Source organism: Streptomyces carpinensis, from assembly GCF_002154505.1.
Taxonomy (GTDB): domain Bacteria; phylum Actinomycetota; class Actinomycetes; order Streptomycetales; family Streptomycetaceae; genus Streptomyces; species Streptomyces carpinensis.
On sequence record NZ_MUBM01000169.1, the window covers coordinates 1 to 16,139 of the forward strand.

Annotated in this window: 16 protein-coding genes; 7 read left to right on the plus strand and 9 right to left on the minus strand. The window is 72.8% G+C overall.

The features are described 5' to 3' along the window. The first annotated feature begins 42 nt into the window (after nucleotides 1–42). Nucleotides 43–657, plus strand: coding sequence for a DNA polymerase ligase N-terminal domain-containing protein (locus BZY54_RS22525; protein WP_086727158.1), 615 nt, complete (start codon nucleotides 43–45; stop codon nucleotides 655–657). Between the two features lie 376 nt (nucleotides 658–1,033). On the opposite strand, the gene BZY54_RS22530 is transcribed toward BZY54_RS22525, so the two are convergent. The 3 genes from BZY54_RS22530 to BZY54_RS22540 form a co-directional block, all read right to left on the minus strand. Then, on the minus strand, nucleotides 1,034–3,376 hold the full coding sequence (locus BZY54_RS22530) for a SpoIIE family protein phosphatase (protein WP_086727146.1): 2,343 nt from the start codon (nucleotides 3,374–3,376) through the stop codon (nucleotides 1,034–1,036). Nucleotides 3,377–3,563: 187 nt separating this feature from the next. Continuing rightward, on the minus strand, nucleotides 3,564–4,031 hold the full coding sequence (locus tag BZY54_RS22535) for a peroxiredoxin (protein WP_086727147.1): 468 nt from the start codon (nucleotides 4,029–4,031) through the stop codon (nucleotides 3,564–3,566). Next, nucleotides 4,028–4,408, minus strand: coding sequence for a DoxX family protein (locus tag BZY54_RS22540; protein WP_086727148.1), 381 nt, complete (start codon nucleotides 4,406–4,408; stop codon nucleotides 4,028–4,030). The genes BZY54_RS22535 and BZY54_RS22540 overlap by 4 nt, the downstream gene beginning before the upstream one ends. A gap of 271 nt (nucleotides 4,409–4,679) precedes the next feature. On the opposite strand from BZY54_RS22540, the gene BZY54_RS22545 reads away from it, so the two are divergent. Continuing rightward, nucleotides 4,680–5,693, plus strand: a complete 1,014-nt coding sequence (locus BZY54_RS22545; RefSeq protein ID WP_167414042.1) for an ATP-dependent DNA ligase — start codon at nucleotides 4,680–4,682, stop codon at nucleotides 5,691–5,693. Nucleotides 5,694–5,770: 77 nt separating this feature from the next. Further along, complete coding sequence (hemC, locus tag BZY54_RS22550) at nucleotides 5,771–6,706, plus strand: hydroxymethylbilane synthase (protein WP_086727149.1); 936 nt, start codon at nucleotides 5,771–5,773, stop codon at nucleotides 6,704–6,706. A 23-nt stretch (nucleotides 6,707–6,729) separates the two neighbouring features. Here hemC and BZY54_RS22555 read toward each other — a convergent pair whose 3' ends face one another. The 4 genes from BZY54_RS22555 to BZY54_RS22570 form a co-directional block, all read right to left on the minus strand. Beyond that, on the minus strand, nucleotides 6,730–7,260 hold the full coding sequence (locus tag BZY54_RS22555; RefSeq protein WP_086727150.1) for a hypothetical protein: 531 nt from the start codon (nucleotides 7,258–7,260) through the stop codon (nucleotides 6,730–6,732). 248 nt (nucleotides 7,261–7,508) lie between these two features. Next, nucleotides 7,509–8,369, minus strand: a complete 861-nt coding sequence (locus tag BZY54_RS22560) for an ABC transporter permease (RefSeq protein WP_086727151.1) — start codon at nucleotides 8,367–8,369, stop codon at nucleotides 7,509–7,511. Next, nucleotides 8,329–9,207, minus strand: a complete 879-nt coding sequence (locus BZY54_RS22565) for an ABC transporter ATP-binding protein (protein ID WP_086727152.1) — start codon at nucleotides 9,205–9,207, stop codon at nucleotides 8,329–8,331. The genes BZY54_RS22560 and BZY54_RS22565 overlap by 41 nt, the downstream gene beginning before the upstream one ends. Beyond that, on the minus strand, nucleotides 9,204–9,659 hold the full coding sequence (locus tag BZY54_RS22570; RefSeq protein WP_086727153.1) for a MarR family winged helix-turn-helix transcriptional regulator: 456 nt from the start codon (nucleotides 9,657–9,659) through the stop codon (nucleotides 9,204–9,206). The genes BZY54_RS22565 and BZY54_RS22570 overlap by 4 nt, the downstream gene beginning before the upstream one ends. A 465-nt stretch (nucleotides 9,660–10,124) precedes the next feature. Between BZY54_RS22570 and BZY54_RS22575 the strand changes: the two genes are divergently transcribed. Beyond that, complete coding sequence (locus BZY54_RS22575) at nucleotides 10,125–10,916, plus strand: SigB/SigF/SigG family RNA polymerase sigma factor (RefSeq protein ID WP_086727154.1); 792 nt, start codon at nucleotides 10,125–10,127, stop codon at nucleotides 10,914–10,916. A gap of 170 nt (nucleotides 10,917–11,086) precedes the next feature. Beyond that, nucleotides 11,087–11,896 (plus strand): VOC family protein, encoded by an 810-nt coding sequence (locus tag BZY54_RS22580; RefSeq protein WP_086727155.1) that lies wholly within the window; start codon nucleotides 11,087–11,089, stop codon nucleotides 11,894–11,896. Between the two features lie 300 nt (nucleotides 11,897–12,196). Here BZY54_RS22580 and glgX read toward each other — a convergent pair whose 3' ends face one another. Both glgX and BZY54_RS22590 read right to left on the minus strand, forming a co-directional pair. Next, the gene (gene glgX, locus BZY54_RS22585; RefSeq protein ID WP_086727156.1) at nucleotides 12,197–14,347 is read right to left on the minus strand and encodes a glycogen debranching protein GlgX; all 2,151 of its coding nucleotides are present in this window, start codon (nucleotides 14,345–14,347) and stop codon (nucleotides 12,197–12,199) included. Then, on the minus strand, nucleotides 14,344–14,856 hold the full coding sequence (locus BZY54_RS22590) for a pep a2 (RefSeq protein ID WP_086727157.1): 513 nt from the start codon (nucleotides 14,854–14,856) through the stop codon (nucleotides 14,344–14,346). The genes glgX and BZY54_RS22590 overlap by 4 nt, the downstream gene beginning before the upstream one ends. Nucleotides 14,857–15,213: 357 nt before the next feature. Here BZY54_RS22590 and BZY54_RS22595 point away from each other — a divergent pair, with 357 nt between their 5' ends. Both BZY54_RS22595 and BZY54_RS22600 read left to right on the plus strand, forming a co-directional pair. Then, the gene (locus BZY54_RS22595; RefSeq protein WP_086727160.1) at nucleotides 15,214–15,516 is read left to right on the plus strand and encodes a DUF5133 domain-containing protein; all 303 of its coding nucleotides are present in this window, start codon (nucleotides 15,214–15,216) and stop codon (nucleotides 15,514–15,516) included. Nucleotides 15,517–15,626: 110 nt separating this feature from the next. Next, on the plus strand, nucleotides 15,627–16,139 hold a 513-nt coding region (locus tag BZY54_RS22600; protein ID WP_143668094.1), incomplete at its 3' end, for a maltotransferase domain-containing protein.

A 16,139-nucleotide genomic window follows, 5' to 3' on the forward strand; every position in this document is an offset into this window, starting at 1 on the left:
GGGTGGACGGTGACGTGCGCGGAGCGTGCGGAGGAGGTTCAGGTGGCTGCGGACGAACGGCTGCGGGAGTACCGCGGAAAGCGCGACTTCGGGCGGACCGGGGAACCCTCGGGGCAGGGGGCGTCCGGCGGTGCCGAGCCACGCTTCGTGGTGCAGATCCACGACGCGCGCCGGATGCACTTCGACTTCCGGCTGCAGGTCGACGACGTGCTCAAGTCCTGGTCGGTCCCGAGGGGGCCCTCGGACGATCCGCACGACAAGCGGCTCGCGGTGCCGACGGAGGACCACCCGCTGGAGTACGAGGACTTCGAGGGCGTGATCCCCAAGGGCGAGTACGGCGGTGGCACGGTGATCGTCTGGGACCGGGGCACGTACGAGCCGCTGAGCCACGACCGCAGGGGCCGGCCCGTCGACTTCGCCGAGTCGCTGGAGCGCGGGCACGCCACCTTCCGGCTGCGCGGGTCGAAACTGCACGGCGAGTACGCGCTGACCCGCTTCCGCGGCGGCCGGGACGACGCCGAGGAGGAGGCATGGCTGCTGGTGAAGAAGGGCGGCGGCCGTACGGGCGGGCACGGCACGCCCGACCCACGCCGGGCGCGCTCGGTACGCACCGGCCGGACCCTCGCCCAGGTCGCGGCGGAGGACGGCGAGGGGTGAATCCGCGCCGGGCGCTCGCCGACTGCTGAAGCGCGGCGCGCCGGTGTCACGGCCTGACGGGGCAGCGGGTGTCACAGCCCGGACGGTCGTGCTCGCTGCGTGAGCCCGTGAGGCATGCTCGCCGGCAGAGCCCGCGCCCGGGTGCGCCTGGTGCCACGGCTCGCGGCGGCACGCCCGGCGGCACCACAGCTCGCGCCGGGCGCGCCAGGTGGCACAGCCAGGCGGCACGTGCTCGCTGCCCGGGACTGGGCAGCGCACCCGGTGGTGCGCCCCCTGCCGGGGCGCTCGGTGGCGCAGAGGGGCCGGACTTGGTTTCGGTGGCCGCGGGATTGCCGATGGGGCGGATCGGTGCGGCGGTGATGTCGTGGCGGCGTGCTCAGGCGGAGGGGAGTGGCTGTTCGCACCAGATGGTCTTGCCCCGCCCGGTCTGCCGGCTCCCCCAGCGCTGGGTGAGCTGGGCGACGAGGAGAAGGCCGCGGCCTCCCTCGTCGAAGGCGTGGGCCCGGCGCAGGTGCGGTGAGGTGGAACTGCCGTCGAAGACCTCGCAGATGAGCGCCTGGTCGCGGATCAGCCTCAGCTGGACGGGGGGTTCGCCGTAGCGGATGGCGTTGGTGACCAGTTCGCTGACGACCAGTTCGGTGACGAAGGCGGTCTCCTCCAGTCCCCAGGTGGCCAGTTGTTCCGCGACGGCCTGGCGGGTGGCGGCCACGTGTGCCGGGTCCGGCGGCACGTCCCAGGTGGCGATCTGGTCCGCGCCCAGCGCGCGGGTGCGGGCCAGGAGCAGGGCCACGTCGTCGCCGGGTTCCTCCGGCAGGACGGCCTTCAGCACGCTGTCGCCGAGGTCCTCCAGCGATGCGACGGGGGCGCCCAGGGCTCGGCACAGCTCGGCGGTGACACGGTCGACGTCGCGGTCGCGGTTCTCGACGAGGCCGTCGGTGAACAGCGCGACGACCGACCCCTCGGGCAGCCGCAGCTCGGTCGCCTCGAAGGGCAGGCCGCCGACGCCGAGCGGTGGCCCCGGGGCCACGGTGACCTGCTCGCCCGTGCCGCCGGGCGGCACGACGACCGGTGCCGGGTGGCCGGCGGTGGCCAGGGAGAGGAGGCGCGAGACGGGGTCGTAGACGGCGTACAGGCAGGTGGCGCCCAGCTCGGGGACCTCTCCGCCGTCCTGCGCGTCGGCCAGGTGGGCCACCAGGTCGTCGAGGTGGGTGAGGAGTTCGTCCGGGGGCAGGTCCACGTCGGCGAGGGTCCGTACGGCGGTGCGCAGGCGTCCCATGGTGGCCGACGACTGGATGCCGTGGCCCACCACATCGCCGACGACCAGGGCGACCCGGCTGCCGGAGAGGGGGATCACGTCGAACCAGTCGCCGCCGATGCCCGCCTGCGAGCCGCTGGGCAGGTAGCGGTGGGCCACCTCCACAGCCGCCTGGCCGCTCAGCCCGCGTGGCAGCAGGCTGTGCTGCAGGGCGAGGGCTGTGGAACGCTCGCGGGCGAAACGGCGGGCGTTGTCGACGCAGACGGCGGCCCGGCTCGCGAGTTCCTCGACGAGCACGGCGTCGTCGGCGGCGTACGGGGCGTGCTGCACGGTCCGCATGCCCATGGCGACACCCAGGGTGGTGCCGCGGGCCCGGAGCGGCACGGTGATCATCGAGTGGGCACCCGTGCGGTAGGGGCGTCCCTCGGGGTCCCGCGCGTTGCGATCGGCGACCCATCCGGCGAACTCCGGGTCGCCCGTCTGGCTGACCATCGCCCGTCCGGCCCGCATCGCCCGTGCGGCGGCCGAGGAGTCGGGGCGGACGTCGATCTCGCCCAGGCGCACGGCCGCCTCCGGTGTGCCCGGGGTGACGGAGCCGTGGGCGACCCGGCGCAGCACGACCTCGTCGACCGGCCCGGCCGGCGGTTCCTCGGCCCCGAGGACCCAGTCGAGCAGATCCACCGAGGCGAAGTCGGCGAACTGCGGCACGAGGAGTTCCACCAGTTCCTCGGCCGTGCGCACCACGTCGAGGGTGGTGCCGATGCCGGCCGCGGCCTCGTTCAGCAGGGCGAGGCGGCGCCGGGCCCAGTACTGGTGGCTGCTGTCGAGCGCCGCCAGGGCGACCCCGGTCAGTGCCCCGGAGGCCTCGCGCACGGGCCACATCTCGATCGTCCAGGCCTGCTCCCGTTCCTGGGTGGGGGCGCTGGCGAAACTCTCGTAGCGGGTCGGGCGGCCCGTCTCGACGACCTGGCGCAGATGCTCCAGGAAGCCCCGGTTGGGCTCGGTGTCCTCCACACTGCCCAGGAAGGGCAGTCCGAGCAGAGTCTCCTCGGACACGCCCATCACCTGGCAGGCCACCTCGTTGAGCCGCAGGTAGCGCTGCCGGGTGTCGAAGACCGACATCGACATGGACGCCTGCTGGAACACCCGCCCCGTCAGGACCTGCTGTTCGGTCGCGCCCTCCCATCCGGCGGTCACCACGAAGCCGTCCGGCCGGCCGGCCGCGTCGAGTACCGGGCAGGCCCGCACCCCGGTCACGACCGTGGAGCCGTCCCGGTGCCTCAGGACGGCGGACCCCGAGAGCGCGGTCGCGGCCCCGGCCGGCGGCTCCACGGCGAGCAGCGCGCGCACCGGGCGCCCGACCACCTCTTCGGCCGGGTATCCGGTCAACCGCCGGGCACCCTCGCTCCAGCCGGTCACGATGCCGTGGGCATCGACCACCGCCGTGGCGGAGACCTGCTCCATATCCTCAGAATGAGGCGGTTGCCACAGCACATCAAGCGCGGCGGGCGGTGGACGGCACCGCTGCCGGGCCTGGCAGCGGCGGTCCGGTGCCGACCGCGCCGCCGAGACCCCGGCGGTCGGATCCCCGCCTCGTCTCCGGACCGGGCGGCCGGGTTCCGGCTCCGCCTCCCGTGCCGGCGGCCGGGCGTCAGCGCCGGTGTGCGCGCAGGGCCGCCAGCGCCCGGTCGGCATGGGTGTTCATGCGCAGTTCGCTGCGGACGACCTCCAGCACGGTGCGGTCCTGTGCGATGACGAAGGTTACCCGCTTGGTGGGTGCGAGCTGGAGGCCCCGCCGGACGCTGAACCGCTCACGGACGGTGCCGTCGGCGTCGGACAGCAGGGGCATGCCCAGTCCGTGCCGTCCGGCGAACTCCTGCTGGCGGTCGACACCGTCGCCGCTGATGCCGACGGGGGTCGCGCCGACGGCGGCGAACTCGGCGGCGAGGTCGCGGAAGTGGCAGGCCTCGGCGGTGCAGCCGGGGGTGAGGGCGGCGGGGTAGAAGAACAGCACCACCGGTCCGTCGGCGAGCAGTCCGGACAGGGTCCGGGCGGTGCCCGTCTCGTCGGGCAGGGTGAAGTCCTCGACCCTGTCGCCCGCCTTGACCACCGCCGTCACGACCCGGCCTTCGCGCCCTTGGCGACCCCGCGGGCCCACAGCACGAGGGGCAGTTGCAGGGGCAGCCGTCCGATGGCCGCCGCCTGCTGCCGGGCGGGCGGGTGCCGCCAGTCGGCCGCCATCTGCACATTGGCGGGGAAGACACCGACGAAGAAGGCTGCCGTGGCGAGCGTGGCGGCCTTCCGGGTCCGGGGCAGCGCCAGGCCCGCGGCCAGCGCGAGCTCGGCCGCGCCGCTGGCGTAGGTCCAGGTGCGGGGGCTGCCGGGCAGAGCGCGCGGGATGGTCGCGTCGAACTGCCGGGGGGAGGCGAAGTGGGCGACACCCGCCGTGGCCAGCAGGCCGGCGAGCAGCAGCGGTGAGCGTTCGGACCGGGGCACGGTTCCTCCTCTGAGGGTCTGCCGCGCGATCCTACTGGACGGTAGGTATGTAAGGGGGCGAACTCCCTCTCCCCGGTGGCCGGGGCGGGAGACTTCGCCGGTGGCCGGGGTCTGCGTCCCCCTCGGCGGCGGGCGATGTGCGTCACGGCGGGCCGCCACGTCCGCCGGCCGCGACGCCCGGCACCGGGAGCGCTGCGGCCCGAGCCGGACGGCAGCCCCCGATCAGGGGCAACAGCCCCCGTTCAGGGGAAAGTGGTCCGCAGGGGGCTTGATGGCGGGCCGGTTCGTCGACACCTCAGCCGTGACCCTGCCGCTGATCCCGCCCATGCTCGCCACGCCCGGCTCGCTGCCCTCCCCCGCACAGGACCCGCGCTGGGCGTACGAGACGAAACAGGACGGCCAGCGCGTGGTGGCGTATCTGCCCGGTGACGGTTCCGTGCTGCTGCGGGCCCGCTCCGGCGAGGACATCACGGCCGCCTATCCCGAGCTGCGCCCGCTCGGCCGCGCCCTGGGAGGCACTCCCGCGATCGTGGACGGTGAGATCCTGGCGCTGGACGAGGAGGGCCGTGCGAGCTTCCAGCTGTTGCAGAGCCGGATGGGCCTGGCCCACGCCCCCGGCCTGGCCGCGCGCCGGGCGGCGCGGGTCCCGGTGCACGCGGTGCTCTTCGACGTGCTGTACCTGGGCACGGAGCCGCTGATCGGGCTGCCCTACGTCGGGCGCCGCGAGCGCCTGGAGGCCTTGGGGCTCGACGGGCCGTACTGGTCCACGCCCGGCGCCGTCATCGGCTACGGCGCCCAGGCCCTGGCCGCCACCCGCGAGCACGGCCTGGAGGGCCTGGTCTGCAAGCGGCTGGACTCTGTGTACGAGCCGGGGGTGCGTTCGCGGGCCTGGATCAAGATCCGCAACATGCGTAGCGAGGACGTCGTGGTGGGCGGCTGGCTGCCCGGCAAGGGACGGCTGGCCGGGCTGCCGGGCGCGGTGCTGGTGGGTCAGCGCGGGGGCGGGAGGCTGCGGTACGTCGGCAGCGTGGGCACGGGCTGGAGCGAGGCCGAGCGCTCCGAGCTCGCCCGGCTGCTCGCGGACCTGGCGACCGACGTGTGCCCCTTCGACCCCGTACCGGCCGCGCGCGGGGCTCACTGGGTGCTGCCCCGCCTGGTCGGCGAGGTCCGCTACAGCGTCCGCACCCGCGCGGGCATGCTGCGCCAGCCGTCCTGGCTGCGACTGCGCCCGGACCTCACCCCCGAGGAGTCGGCGGCGGACCTGCCGGACGACCCGCTGAGGTAGGGACACGCCGAGCGCCGGGACGGGCCTCACGAGGCACCCGGCGTCCGGGGGTCCGGCGAAGGTCTATCGTGTGCCGCATGGCCGTGCCTGAACTGATCCGTATCGTCTCCCGTGACTCGCCCATGGCGTTGGCTCAGGTGGAGCGTGTCCGTGCCGAGTTGGCCGCCCTGTACCCGGGTGTGCGCACCGAGGTGGTGCCGGTGAAGACCACCGGCGACAAGTGGCTGGGCGAGCTTGCCAAGGTCGAGGGCAAGGGGGCCTTCACCAAGGAGGTCGACGCCGCGCTGCTGGCCGGGGAGGCGGACCTCGCGGTGCACTGTCTGAAGGACGTGCCCGCCGACCGGCCCCTGCCCGCGGGCACCACGTTCGCCGCGTTCCTCAAGCGGGACGACGTCCGCGACGCCCTGGTGCACCCCGGCGGACTGACCCTCGACGAGCTTCCCCCCGGCACCCGGATCGGTACGTCCGCGGTGCGCCGGATCGCGCAACTGGCGGCCACGCATCCGCACCTCACGTGCGTCCCGTTCCGCGGCAACGCGAACCGGCGGCTGGAGAAGCTCGCGGCCGGGGAGGCGGACGCGCTGCTGCTCGCCGTGTCCGGTCTGGAGCGCATCGGACGGCCGGACGTGATCAGCGAGGTGCTGTCCGTGGAGACGATGATGCCGCCGATCGGCGCGGGCATCCTCGCCCTGCAGTGCCGCGAGGGGGACACCGAGCTGATCGAGACCGTCAGCGCCCTCGGCGACACCGGCACCTACCGGGCGGCCACCGCGGAGCGCATGTTCCTGCACGTGCTCCAGGGGCACTGCAACAGCCCGATCGCCGGGTACGCGCAGGTCGACGGCAGCGGTGAGCTGTCGCTGCGGGCGTGCGTCTTCACTCCCGACGGCAAGACCCGGCTCAACGCCCATGAATGGGCGGGCCGCCTGGACGCCGCCACGCTCGGCACCTCGGTCGCCGTGGCCCTGCTGCGCCAGGGCGCCCGCGAGATCATCGACGGCATCCCGCGCTGAGGCGCCGGCACGGGCCGGCGGCGTCAGCCGGCGGTGCCCGGTTCGGCCTGGTCGCGCAGGAAGTTGCTGATCTGGTGCGCCAGGCCGCCCTGGCCGCCTGCGCAGTGCGCGCCCGCCGCGACGGACTCCTCGTGCACACCGATGCCGCCGGCCCACAGCCGGCGGTCGGTCCACTCCTCGTCGACGCGCAGCTGGACCTGGATGTCGACCTGGGACAGGGACGCCTCCGGGCCCGCCGCGTACAGCACCGCGGTGACCCGGCGCAGCGGGTAGACGTCGTAGCCCTCGATGAACTGGGAGTTGCGCCAGTCGAGGAACGCACCCTCGCCGTCGGGGCCGACCCGCACGTCGATCTGGCCGTCCTCGAGGTGGATGCCGAAGTTCCGTGTTCCGCGGTTCTCGACGGTGACACGGATGCGGAAGTACGTCAGCCCCTCCGCCGCGTCATCGCGTCCACGCGGCGGCTCGGCCGGCTCCAGACTGTGGACGCGGACGCGCAGACCGGCATGCCCGTCGTACTCCTGCCAGTCCCCGACCACGTTCGGCTCGTACACAATGCACCTCTCGACTTCCAAGAGCTGCTTCCTATCTGTGGGCCGAGCGCACTGTCAAATGTACGGAATGCGGTGTGGCCTGGGAATTCACGGGCGTTGATCGCTGATCAAGCCGTGCGCTGGAGAAACCTCCGGATCCGCCGTTCCGGCCGCCGCACGGGCGTGCCACATATCACTCCGTACGGCCCGCCGCCGGACGGGTGGCCCGGCGGCGGGCCGGACCGCGGAGGGCGGGCCGCCGGACCGGTTCACCGGGCCAGCCGGCCGAGCAGGCCGGAGGCCGCGGTGATGCCGAGTGCGGCGGCCACCACGAGGACGGCGAAGTCCGCGGCCAGGTGCGCGGAGGTGCCGAGCAGCAGACCGCGCAGGGCGTCGACCTGGTAGCTGAGCGGGTTGGCCCTGCTGACGGCCTGGAGCCAGCCGGGCATGACGCCCACGGGGTACAGGGCGTTGGAGCCGAAGAACAGCGGCATCGTGATCGCCTGCCCGATGCCCATCAGCCGGTCGCGGCTGAGCACGATGCCGGCGATGGTCATCGACAGGCAGGAGAAGAACGCCGAACCGAGGATCACGGCGGCGGCGACACCGAGCAGCCGCAGCGGGTTCCAGGTCAGCGCCACGCCGAGCAGGGCGGCGATGACGATGACGACGATGGCCTGGATCAGCGACTTCACTCCGGCCGCGAACGCCTTGCCGGTGACCAGGGCCGAGCGCGGGGTCGGGGTCACCAGGAGCTTGTTGAGGACGCCCGCGTCCCGCTCCCAGATGATCTGGATGCCGTAGAAGATGGCGATGAACATGGCGGACTGGGCGATGATGCCGGGCGCCATGAAGTCGATGTAGGGAATCCCTCCGGTGGGGATCGCCCGGATGCGGGTGAAGGTCTGACCGAAGATCAGCAGCCAGAGGGCGGGCTGAATCGCACGGGTGTAGAGCTCGGTGCGGTCGTGGCGCAGCTTCTGCAGCTCCACCGCGCACATGGCGACAACCCGGGCGGGCAGCAGCCGCCAGCCCGCGCGGGGCGGCGGGGCCTGCACGAGGAGGCCGATGCCGCTCTCGCCGGCCGGCTCAGCCGACACGGTGTGCGGTGCGACGGGTGCTTCGGACATCGCGGAAATCTCCTGAGGTGTCGTCGAGGCCGCTGCCGGCCACGTCGCGGAAGACGTCCTCCAGCGTGGGCGGCGTGGCCGTGGCCGGGGCGCCCTGGGCGCGGCGCCGTTCGCCGAGCCCCTGCCGCAGTTCGGCGGGGGTGCCCAGGGCCCGGATCCGGCCGCGGTGCATGAGGCCGACCCGGTCGCAGTACTGGTCGGCCTCGTCCATGTAGTGGGTGGTGACCAGGACCGTCATGCCGGTGGCGGCGCGGACGGCGTTGATGTGCTCCCACACTCCGGTGCGGGCGATCGGGTCGAGGCCGATCGTGGGCTCGTCCAGGATCAGCAGGCGGGGCGCGCTGACCAGGGCCTGGGCCAGTTCCAGGCGGCGGACCATGCCGCCCGAGTACGTCTTCGCCAGCCGGTCGGCGGCGTCGGTGAGGTCGACGGCGGCCAGTGCCTGGGCGACCCGGGCGGCGCGTTCGCGGCGCGGGACGTCGAAGACGCGGGCGAACAGGGTGACGTTCTCCCGGCCGGTGAGGGCGGCGTCGGCCGACAGCTGCTGAGGGACGTAGCCCAGCAGGCGGCGTACGGCCATCCGGTCGCGGGCGGGGTCGTGCCCGAAGACGCGGACCATGCCCGCGGGGACCGGCAGCAGCGTGGTGATGCAGCGGATCGCCGTGGTCTTCCCGGCCCCGTTGGGGCCGAGCAGGCCGAACACCTCTCCCGGGCGTACGGCCAGGTCCAGGCCGTCGACGGCCTTGGTCCCGCCGAAGGCGTGGGCGAGTCGGGTACAGGTGACCGCGTCGCGGGCCGCTGTCTGTTCGGCGGCGACCTCGGCAGTGTCGCTGGTCATGGTCGGTCTGCCTCCTCACGAAGGTTGTCGGCCAGCCTGCGCAGGGCGGGGATCGCCGCGCGCAGGGCGTCCCGGTCGGTCTGGTCGAGCCGGTCCACCTGGCGGCGGACCAGGGCCGCCCGGCGCTCGCGCCAGTCGCGCAGCCGGGCCCCGGCGGCCTCGGTGAGCAGCAGGCGGGCGGCCCGCCGGTCGGCGGGGTCCGTCTCCCGGACCAGCTGACCGTCCCGGACCAGCTGGTTGACAAGCGTCGACACGGAGTTGCCCGCCAGGTGGAGCTCCTTGGCGGCCTCCGAGACCCCGATGCCGGGACAGGCCTCGACCAGGCGCAGCAGTTCCACCTCGGCGCCGCGCAGCCGCGCCTCGGTCATCCCGGCGCGCAGCCGGCGCCGGATCAGTCGCTGGACTCCGACGAGCGCGTCGGCCAGCTCTTCGGCGTAGGTCTCCGGTTTCACACCATGAGATTACCTCTGTGTCAGAGGTAATCTCACCAAGAGAGGGTCAAGCCCCGTGAGGCGGTCACGTTCCGCGAGACGGCCCGCCTCACGGGAGGGACACCGCTCGCGGGGTGGTCACGTCTCGCGGGAGGGGCCCGCTCCACGAGAGGGCCGGCCCCGGAGGCGGACGGAACCGGGCGGCCGCGATCGCGGACATTCGCCAGGTCATCGAAATGCACATCATTCACCACGGCGCAAATTCTGCCGCCCTCGGTCGACAATTCAGAATCGCCCGGTCGCATAACGTCACCGCATTCCCGGAATTGTTTCGAAATCGCGGACTTCGGGAATCCGCTTTTCAGTGCTTCGGACAGGAGGCACGTCCGTGGGAGCCGGCGCGCCCCGATGTCTCTCCCCTAGGTCCGAGCCCCGCGCCTCCCGCGGTGTCCGTCCATCGAGCACCTGCTGAGGGAGGCGCAGCGTATGCGTACCACCGGCAGAACCAAGACCCATCCGCACGACGACGCCCCCGACACCGCGGCGGCGTTCGAGCGGCTCGCCCGACTGCCCGACGGCCCGGAGCGCAAGGCCCTCCGGGACGAACTGGTCCAGGTGTGGCTGCCCATGGCCGAACGGATTGCCGTCCGGTTCCGCGGACGCGGCGAGGCTCTGGAGGATCTGTACCAGGTGGCGGCACTCGGCCTGGTCAAGGCCGTCGACCACTACGACCCGGCACGCGGCTACGCGTTCGAGGCCTATGCCGTGCCGACCGTCACCGGGGAGATCAAGCGGCACTTCCGCGACCACATGTGGACGCTGCACGTGCCGCGCCGGGTCCAGGACCTGCGCAACCGGGTGCGGCGCGCCGCGAAGGAGCTGGCGCAGACGACACCGGGCCGGGCACCGACCGTCGCCGAGATCGCCGAGTACACCCATCTGAGCATGAGCGACGTGCACACCGGGATGGAGGCCCTGGACTGCTTCGCCGCGCTCTCCCTGGAGGCGGAGGTGCCGGGCACCGAGGGCTACGCGCTCGGCGACGGCCTGGGCGAGGCCGACCCGCGCTACGACCTCGTGGTCGACCGGGTGGCCGTCAAACCGTGTCTGGAGGCGCTGCCCGAGCGCGAGCGCATGATCCTGTACCTGCGCTTCTTCCGGGGCATGACGCAGAGCCGGATCGCGCAGCAGCTGGGCATCTCGCAGATGCACGTCTCACGGCTGCTCAGCGGCTGTTTCGCCCAGTTGCGCGAGGAGTTGCTCGCCGAGACCGGCTGAAACACCGGCGTCCCGACGGCACCGGCCGGCCACCCGGTCGAGCGAGGGGGCGGGAGCCGGGCCGCCGTTTCGGCGGTACCCGGCGGGTACTCGGCAGGCGCCCTCGGGGGTTCCGGTCGGACACTGGTGTGAGACCGGTGGCCACCGGCTGACGAGTATCAGGACGTGCCATGAACCACGACGCGACACCCTCCGACCATCCCGAGACCGATGTCGTCACCACGCACAACGTGTGCGGCGCGCCCTGCTGGGTCAGCCTGACCAGCCGCGACCTGGAGGCCACCGAGGACTTCTACCAGGCCGTGCTGGGCTGGGACTGGCGGCACTCGAGCAAGCTGGGTGACCGCTTCCGCATCGCGCTCGCCGACGGGGCGCCGGTCGCGGGGATCGCCGCGGTGGCCTCGATGTGGCAGATGGCGGTGGCCTGGACTCCTTACTTCGCCGTGCCCAGCGCCGACGACGCCGTGTCGCGGGTGCAGGAACGCGGCGGCACGGCGGCGGTCGGCCCGATCTCGCTGCCGCCCGGGCGGGCCGCCCTGCTGGCCGACCGGGACGGCGCGACCTTCGGGATCTGGGAGGGTGAGCTGTTCACCGACTGGGAGACCTGGCGCAAGGCCGCGCCCGCCTTCATCCGGCTGCACACGCGCGACGCGTTCGACGCCGCCATCTTCTACGGCGAGGTCCTGGACTGGGCCTCGGAACGCCCCGGTTGCGTCGAGGTCCGCTACGAGGCCAACGAGGTCGTGTTGCGCAGCCACGGCGAGGTCGTGGCGCGCATCGAGTCGGGCGCCCTGGAGGCGGCGCCCGACCCCACGATCCGGCCGCACTGGCAGATCCACTTCCGGGTGGCCGACGTGGCCGCCTGCGCCCGCGCCGCCGAGTGCCACGGCGGCAGCGTGCTGCGCGAGGACTTCGAGGAGGCCGTACTGCGCGACGCGGACGGCGCCCAGTTCACGGTGACCTCCCGCCGCGGGGGCTGAACCGGACCTTCGCGAGACTTCCCGGAACCGCTCAGGACGGGGAGCGCGGGTCTGCCGCCGGCCCGGCGGCCGGGCGTGAGCAGACCCGGTTCGGGTGCTCGTCGCGGCCGGGTTCCTCTCCCGTACGGCCATGTGACAGGCGATCCAGCGGAAGCACGACCGGGGCAGCGGGAGCACGACCGGGGCCGCGGAGCGTCTGTCGGCGGGCCGGCCTCAGCGGGCAGACCTCAGCGAGCCGACCACCTAAACGGGCCGTCCTCGGCAGGCGGACCTGAGCGGGCCGACCCCAGCGAGCCGACCTCAGCGAGCCGTCCTCGGCGGGCGGGACAGCAGGATCAGGCTGCGAGGCTCCACGAGGAGCTCGCCGGAGGGCTTGTGTTCCGCCTCGCGCGGCGGACCGCCGGATTCTGCCGTGTCGACGACCGTGGTCCAGCGGTCGCCGTAGGCGGGGCCGGGCAGGCGGAAGTCGACCGGTTCCCAGTAGCCGTTGAGCAGCAGCAGGAACGAGTCGTCCACCACGCTCCGCCCCTTGCGGTCGGGCTCGGCGATGGCGTCGCCGTTGAGGAAGACCATGACGGAGTGCGCGTCGGAGCGCTGCCAGTCCTCCTCGGCCATCTCGCGGCCGTCCGGCAGCATCCACACCAGGTCCGGCAGCGGCTGGTCGTCGCGGGTCGCCGTCTCGCCCTGGAAGAAACGGCGGCGGCGCAGCACGGGGTGGGCGGCGCGCAGTGCGATGACGTACCGCGTGAAGTCCACGAGCTCCCGCTGCCGCCCGGTCAGCCGCCAGTCGATCCAGGAGACCTCGTTGTCCTGGCAGTAGGCGTTGTTGTTGCCGCGCTGGGTGCGGCCCAGCTCGTCGCCGTGGCACAGCATCGGGATGCCCTGCGAGAGCAGCAGCGTGGCCAGGAAGTTGCGCTGCTGACGGGAGCGCAGCGCGAGGACGGCCGGGTCCTTGGTGTCTCCCTCGGCGCCGCAGTTCCAGGACCGGTTGGCGCTCTCGCCGTCCCGGTTGCCCTCACCGTTGGCCTCGTTGTGCTTGTCGTTGTACGACACCAGGTCGCGCAGTGTGAAACCGTCGTGCGCGGTCACGAAGTTGACGCTGGCGCGCGGGCGGCGCCGGTTGTGGGCGTACAGGTCCGCGGAGCCCGTCAGACGGGACGCGAAGTCGCCGAGCGTGTGCTCCTCGCCGCGCCAGAAGTCCCGTACCGCGTCCCGGTACAGGCCGTTCCATTCCGACCACAGCGGCGGGAAGTTGCCCACCTGGTAGCCGCCCTCGCCGACGTCCCAGGGCTCGGCGATCAGCTTCACACGGCTGATCACCGGGTCCTGCTGGATCAGGTCGAAGAACGCCGAGAGCCGGTCCACCTCGTGGAACTGCCGCGCCAGCGTCGCCGCGAGGTCGAAGCGGAAGCCGTCGACGTGCATCTCGGTGACCCAGTACCGCAGTGAGTCCATGATCAGCTGCAGCACGTAGGGGTGGCGCATCAGCAGGCTGTTGCCGGTGCCGGTGGTGTCGTAGTAGTGCGCCCAGTCGCCGTCGACGAGGCGGTAGTACGAGGCGTTGTCGATGCCCCGGAAGGAAAGGGTGGGGCCCTTCTCGTTGCCCTCGGCGGTGTGGTTGTAGACGACGTCGAGGATCACCTCGAGCCCTGCCGCGTGCAGCGCCTTGACCATCGACTTGAACTCGGCGACCTGCTGACCGCGCATGCCGTGGGCGGCGTAGTCGTTGTGCGGCGCGAAGAAGCCGATGGTGTTGTAGCCCCAGTAGTTGGAAAGGCCCCGGCCCTGGAGCACGCCGTCGTGGACGAACTGGTGCACCGGCATCAGCTCGACGGCGGTCACGCCCAGCGAGGTCAGGTGCTCGATCACCGCCGGGTGCGCCAACCCCGCGTAGGTCCCGCGCAGTTCGGGCGGGACGTCGGGGTGGGTGCGGGTCAGGCCGCGCACGTGCGCCTCGTAGATCACGGTGTCGGAGTACGCCCGCCGCGGCGGGCGGTCGTCGCCCCAGTCGAAGGCCGGGTCGGTGACCACGCCGAGCATGGTGTGCCCGGCACTGTCGGCCGGGTCCGGCCCGTGCGGGGCGCGCTCGTAGAGCGAGGGGTGGTTGTCGATCTGCCCGTCCACCGCCCTGGCATAGGGGTCCAGGAGGAGTTTCCTCGGGTTGCAGCGGTGGCCGGCCGCCGGGTGCCAGGGGCCGTGCACCCGGTAGCCGTAGCGCTGCCCCGGCCCGATGCCCGGCAGGTAGCCGTGCCACACGAAGCCGTCGACCTCGGTCAGCGGGACCTGGCGATGGGCGCCGGCGTCGTCCACGAGGACGAGTTCGACGTGTTCGGCGACCTCGCTGAACAGCGCGAAGTTGGTGCCTTCGCCGTCGTACGCGGCGCCCAGTGGATAGGGGTACCCGCCCCAGACGGGAACGGGTACCCCTGTGCGGCGTCTGCGCGCGGTCACCGGGCGCCCTCCAGGACGGCCTCCGGGCCGCTGAGCGGAGAGGCCAGCGCGGCGACCGGCACGGCACGAGGCGTCCTCAGGCCCTCGCGCAGGGTCGGGGCCGGCGCCTTCGGGACCAGCGGGACACGCACCCCGGCGCGGGCCCGCTGCGAGAACCAGATGATCTTGCTGCCGGTCTCGGAGGCGCAGCAGCCCCAGCCGTCGCTGGTCGCGGCGATGCGGGCCAGGCAGGTCCGCAGGTCCTGGTCGGGGCGCAGGTCGTGGTTGTTCTCCCCGACGGCGGTGATCAGGTGCTGGCCGGTCCACCACATCTCGATGGAGGTGTGCTTGTCCCGGGCGTGCTCGTCGATGGCTTTCAGCAGCATCTCGGCACCGCCGCACACGGGTTCGACGAGGTCCTCGAGATCCCAGAACCGAAGGTGCGCGGCCAGGATGCGCCTGACCTGTCCGACCCGTTCCGGGCTGACTTCCACGTCGAGGTGGTAGTAGCAGGGCACTGCGGTCTTCATCGTCGTTGGCTCCTCACCGGCGAGGCTCGCACTCTCTCCGGCCCTTGTGTCGGGCTCAGCCCCCGAGTACGAAGCGTGAGCACTTGTTGCCTCTGAGTCAGATCCCACACTGAGTGCGCTACGCCATTCGTGCAACTCGAGAGGCCCGCGAGGAGACGTGAGCGGCCGGGCCAGGCATGCGGCGAACAGGCGAAACGAGCTGGTTGAAGATCCAACAGGACGGTTAGTCGTTGAACGTGCACCATGAGTGAAAGTCTCGAGCGCCGTGAACGGCAACCGTGCTTCCGCGTGCACGGAAACCGCCCCGACCGTCGGGGAGACGTGCCCATCGAGCGCTCCCGAAAGGTGAACGGCGCCATGCTGCTACCTGCCAAAGCCGAAGTCGCACGGCATCTGCGGCACTACCGGGCGTGGGAACGCGCGATGCTCGCGTCTCCCGACGACCGCAGGGTGCGGGCCACCTTCGAGGATTCCGGCTACACCCTGTGCGTGCTGATGGGGAAGCGCTGCGCACGGGAGGCCGCGGACGCCGCGGAGCGCTATCTGCGCACCAACATCGTGACGTACCTGCGTGAGCACAGCGGCCGGCCGCACGTCGGCGTCGTCACGCGGCGCGGCCGGCGCAGGGTGCAGGACACGCGATCGCCCGCCGGGACGTAGCACCGCGCCCCTGACGCCCGCTCACGGCACGACATCCCCCAACAGGCCCGAGAAGAACGCGGTTCCCGGCCGGGCGCGAGCCCGGCCTCAAGCACGGTGGAGGTGACACCATGAGTTCGACCCCGAGTCAGACCCCGGTCATCGGGCGCATTCCGGTGCGCGACGTCCGCCCGGCCGTGGAGTGCGGCCGGCGCCCGGCGAAGGCGGTGACGGGCGAGACGTTCCAGGTCACCGCCGGCGTGTTCCGCGAGGGCCATGACGCCGTCGCCGCCAATGTGGTGCTCACGGATCCGCAGGGCCGTCCTGGCCCGTGGACGCCGATGCGGGAGCTGGCGCCGGGCACCGACCGCTGGGGCGCCGAGGTCACACCGGACGCGCCGGGACGCTGGACGTACACGATCGAGGCCTGGAGCGACCCGGTGGCCACCTGGCGGCACACCGCCTGCATCAAGGTTCCGGCCGGGATCGACGCCGGGCTCGTGCTGGAGGAGGGCGCCGACCTCCTGACCCGTGCGGCGGCCGGGGTGCCGCAGGGGCCGGAGCGCGACACGGTGCTGGCCGCGGCCGAGGTGGTGGGCGACGACTCGCTGCAGGTCATGACGCGGCTGGCGGCGGCGTTGACG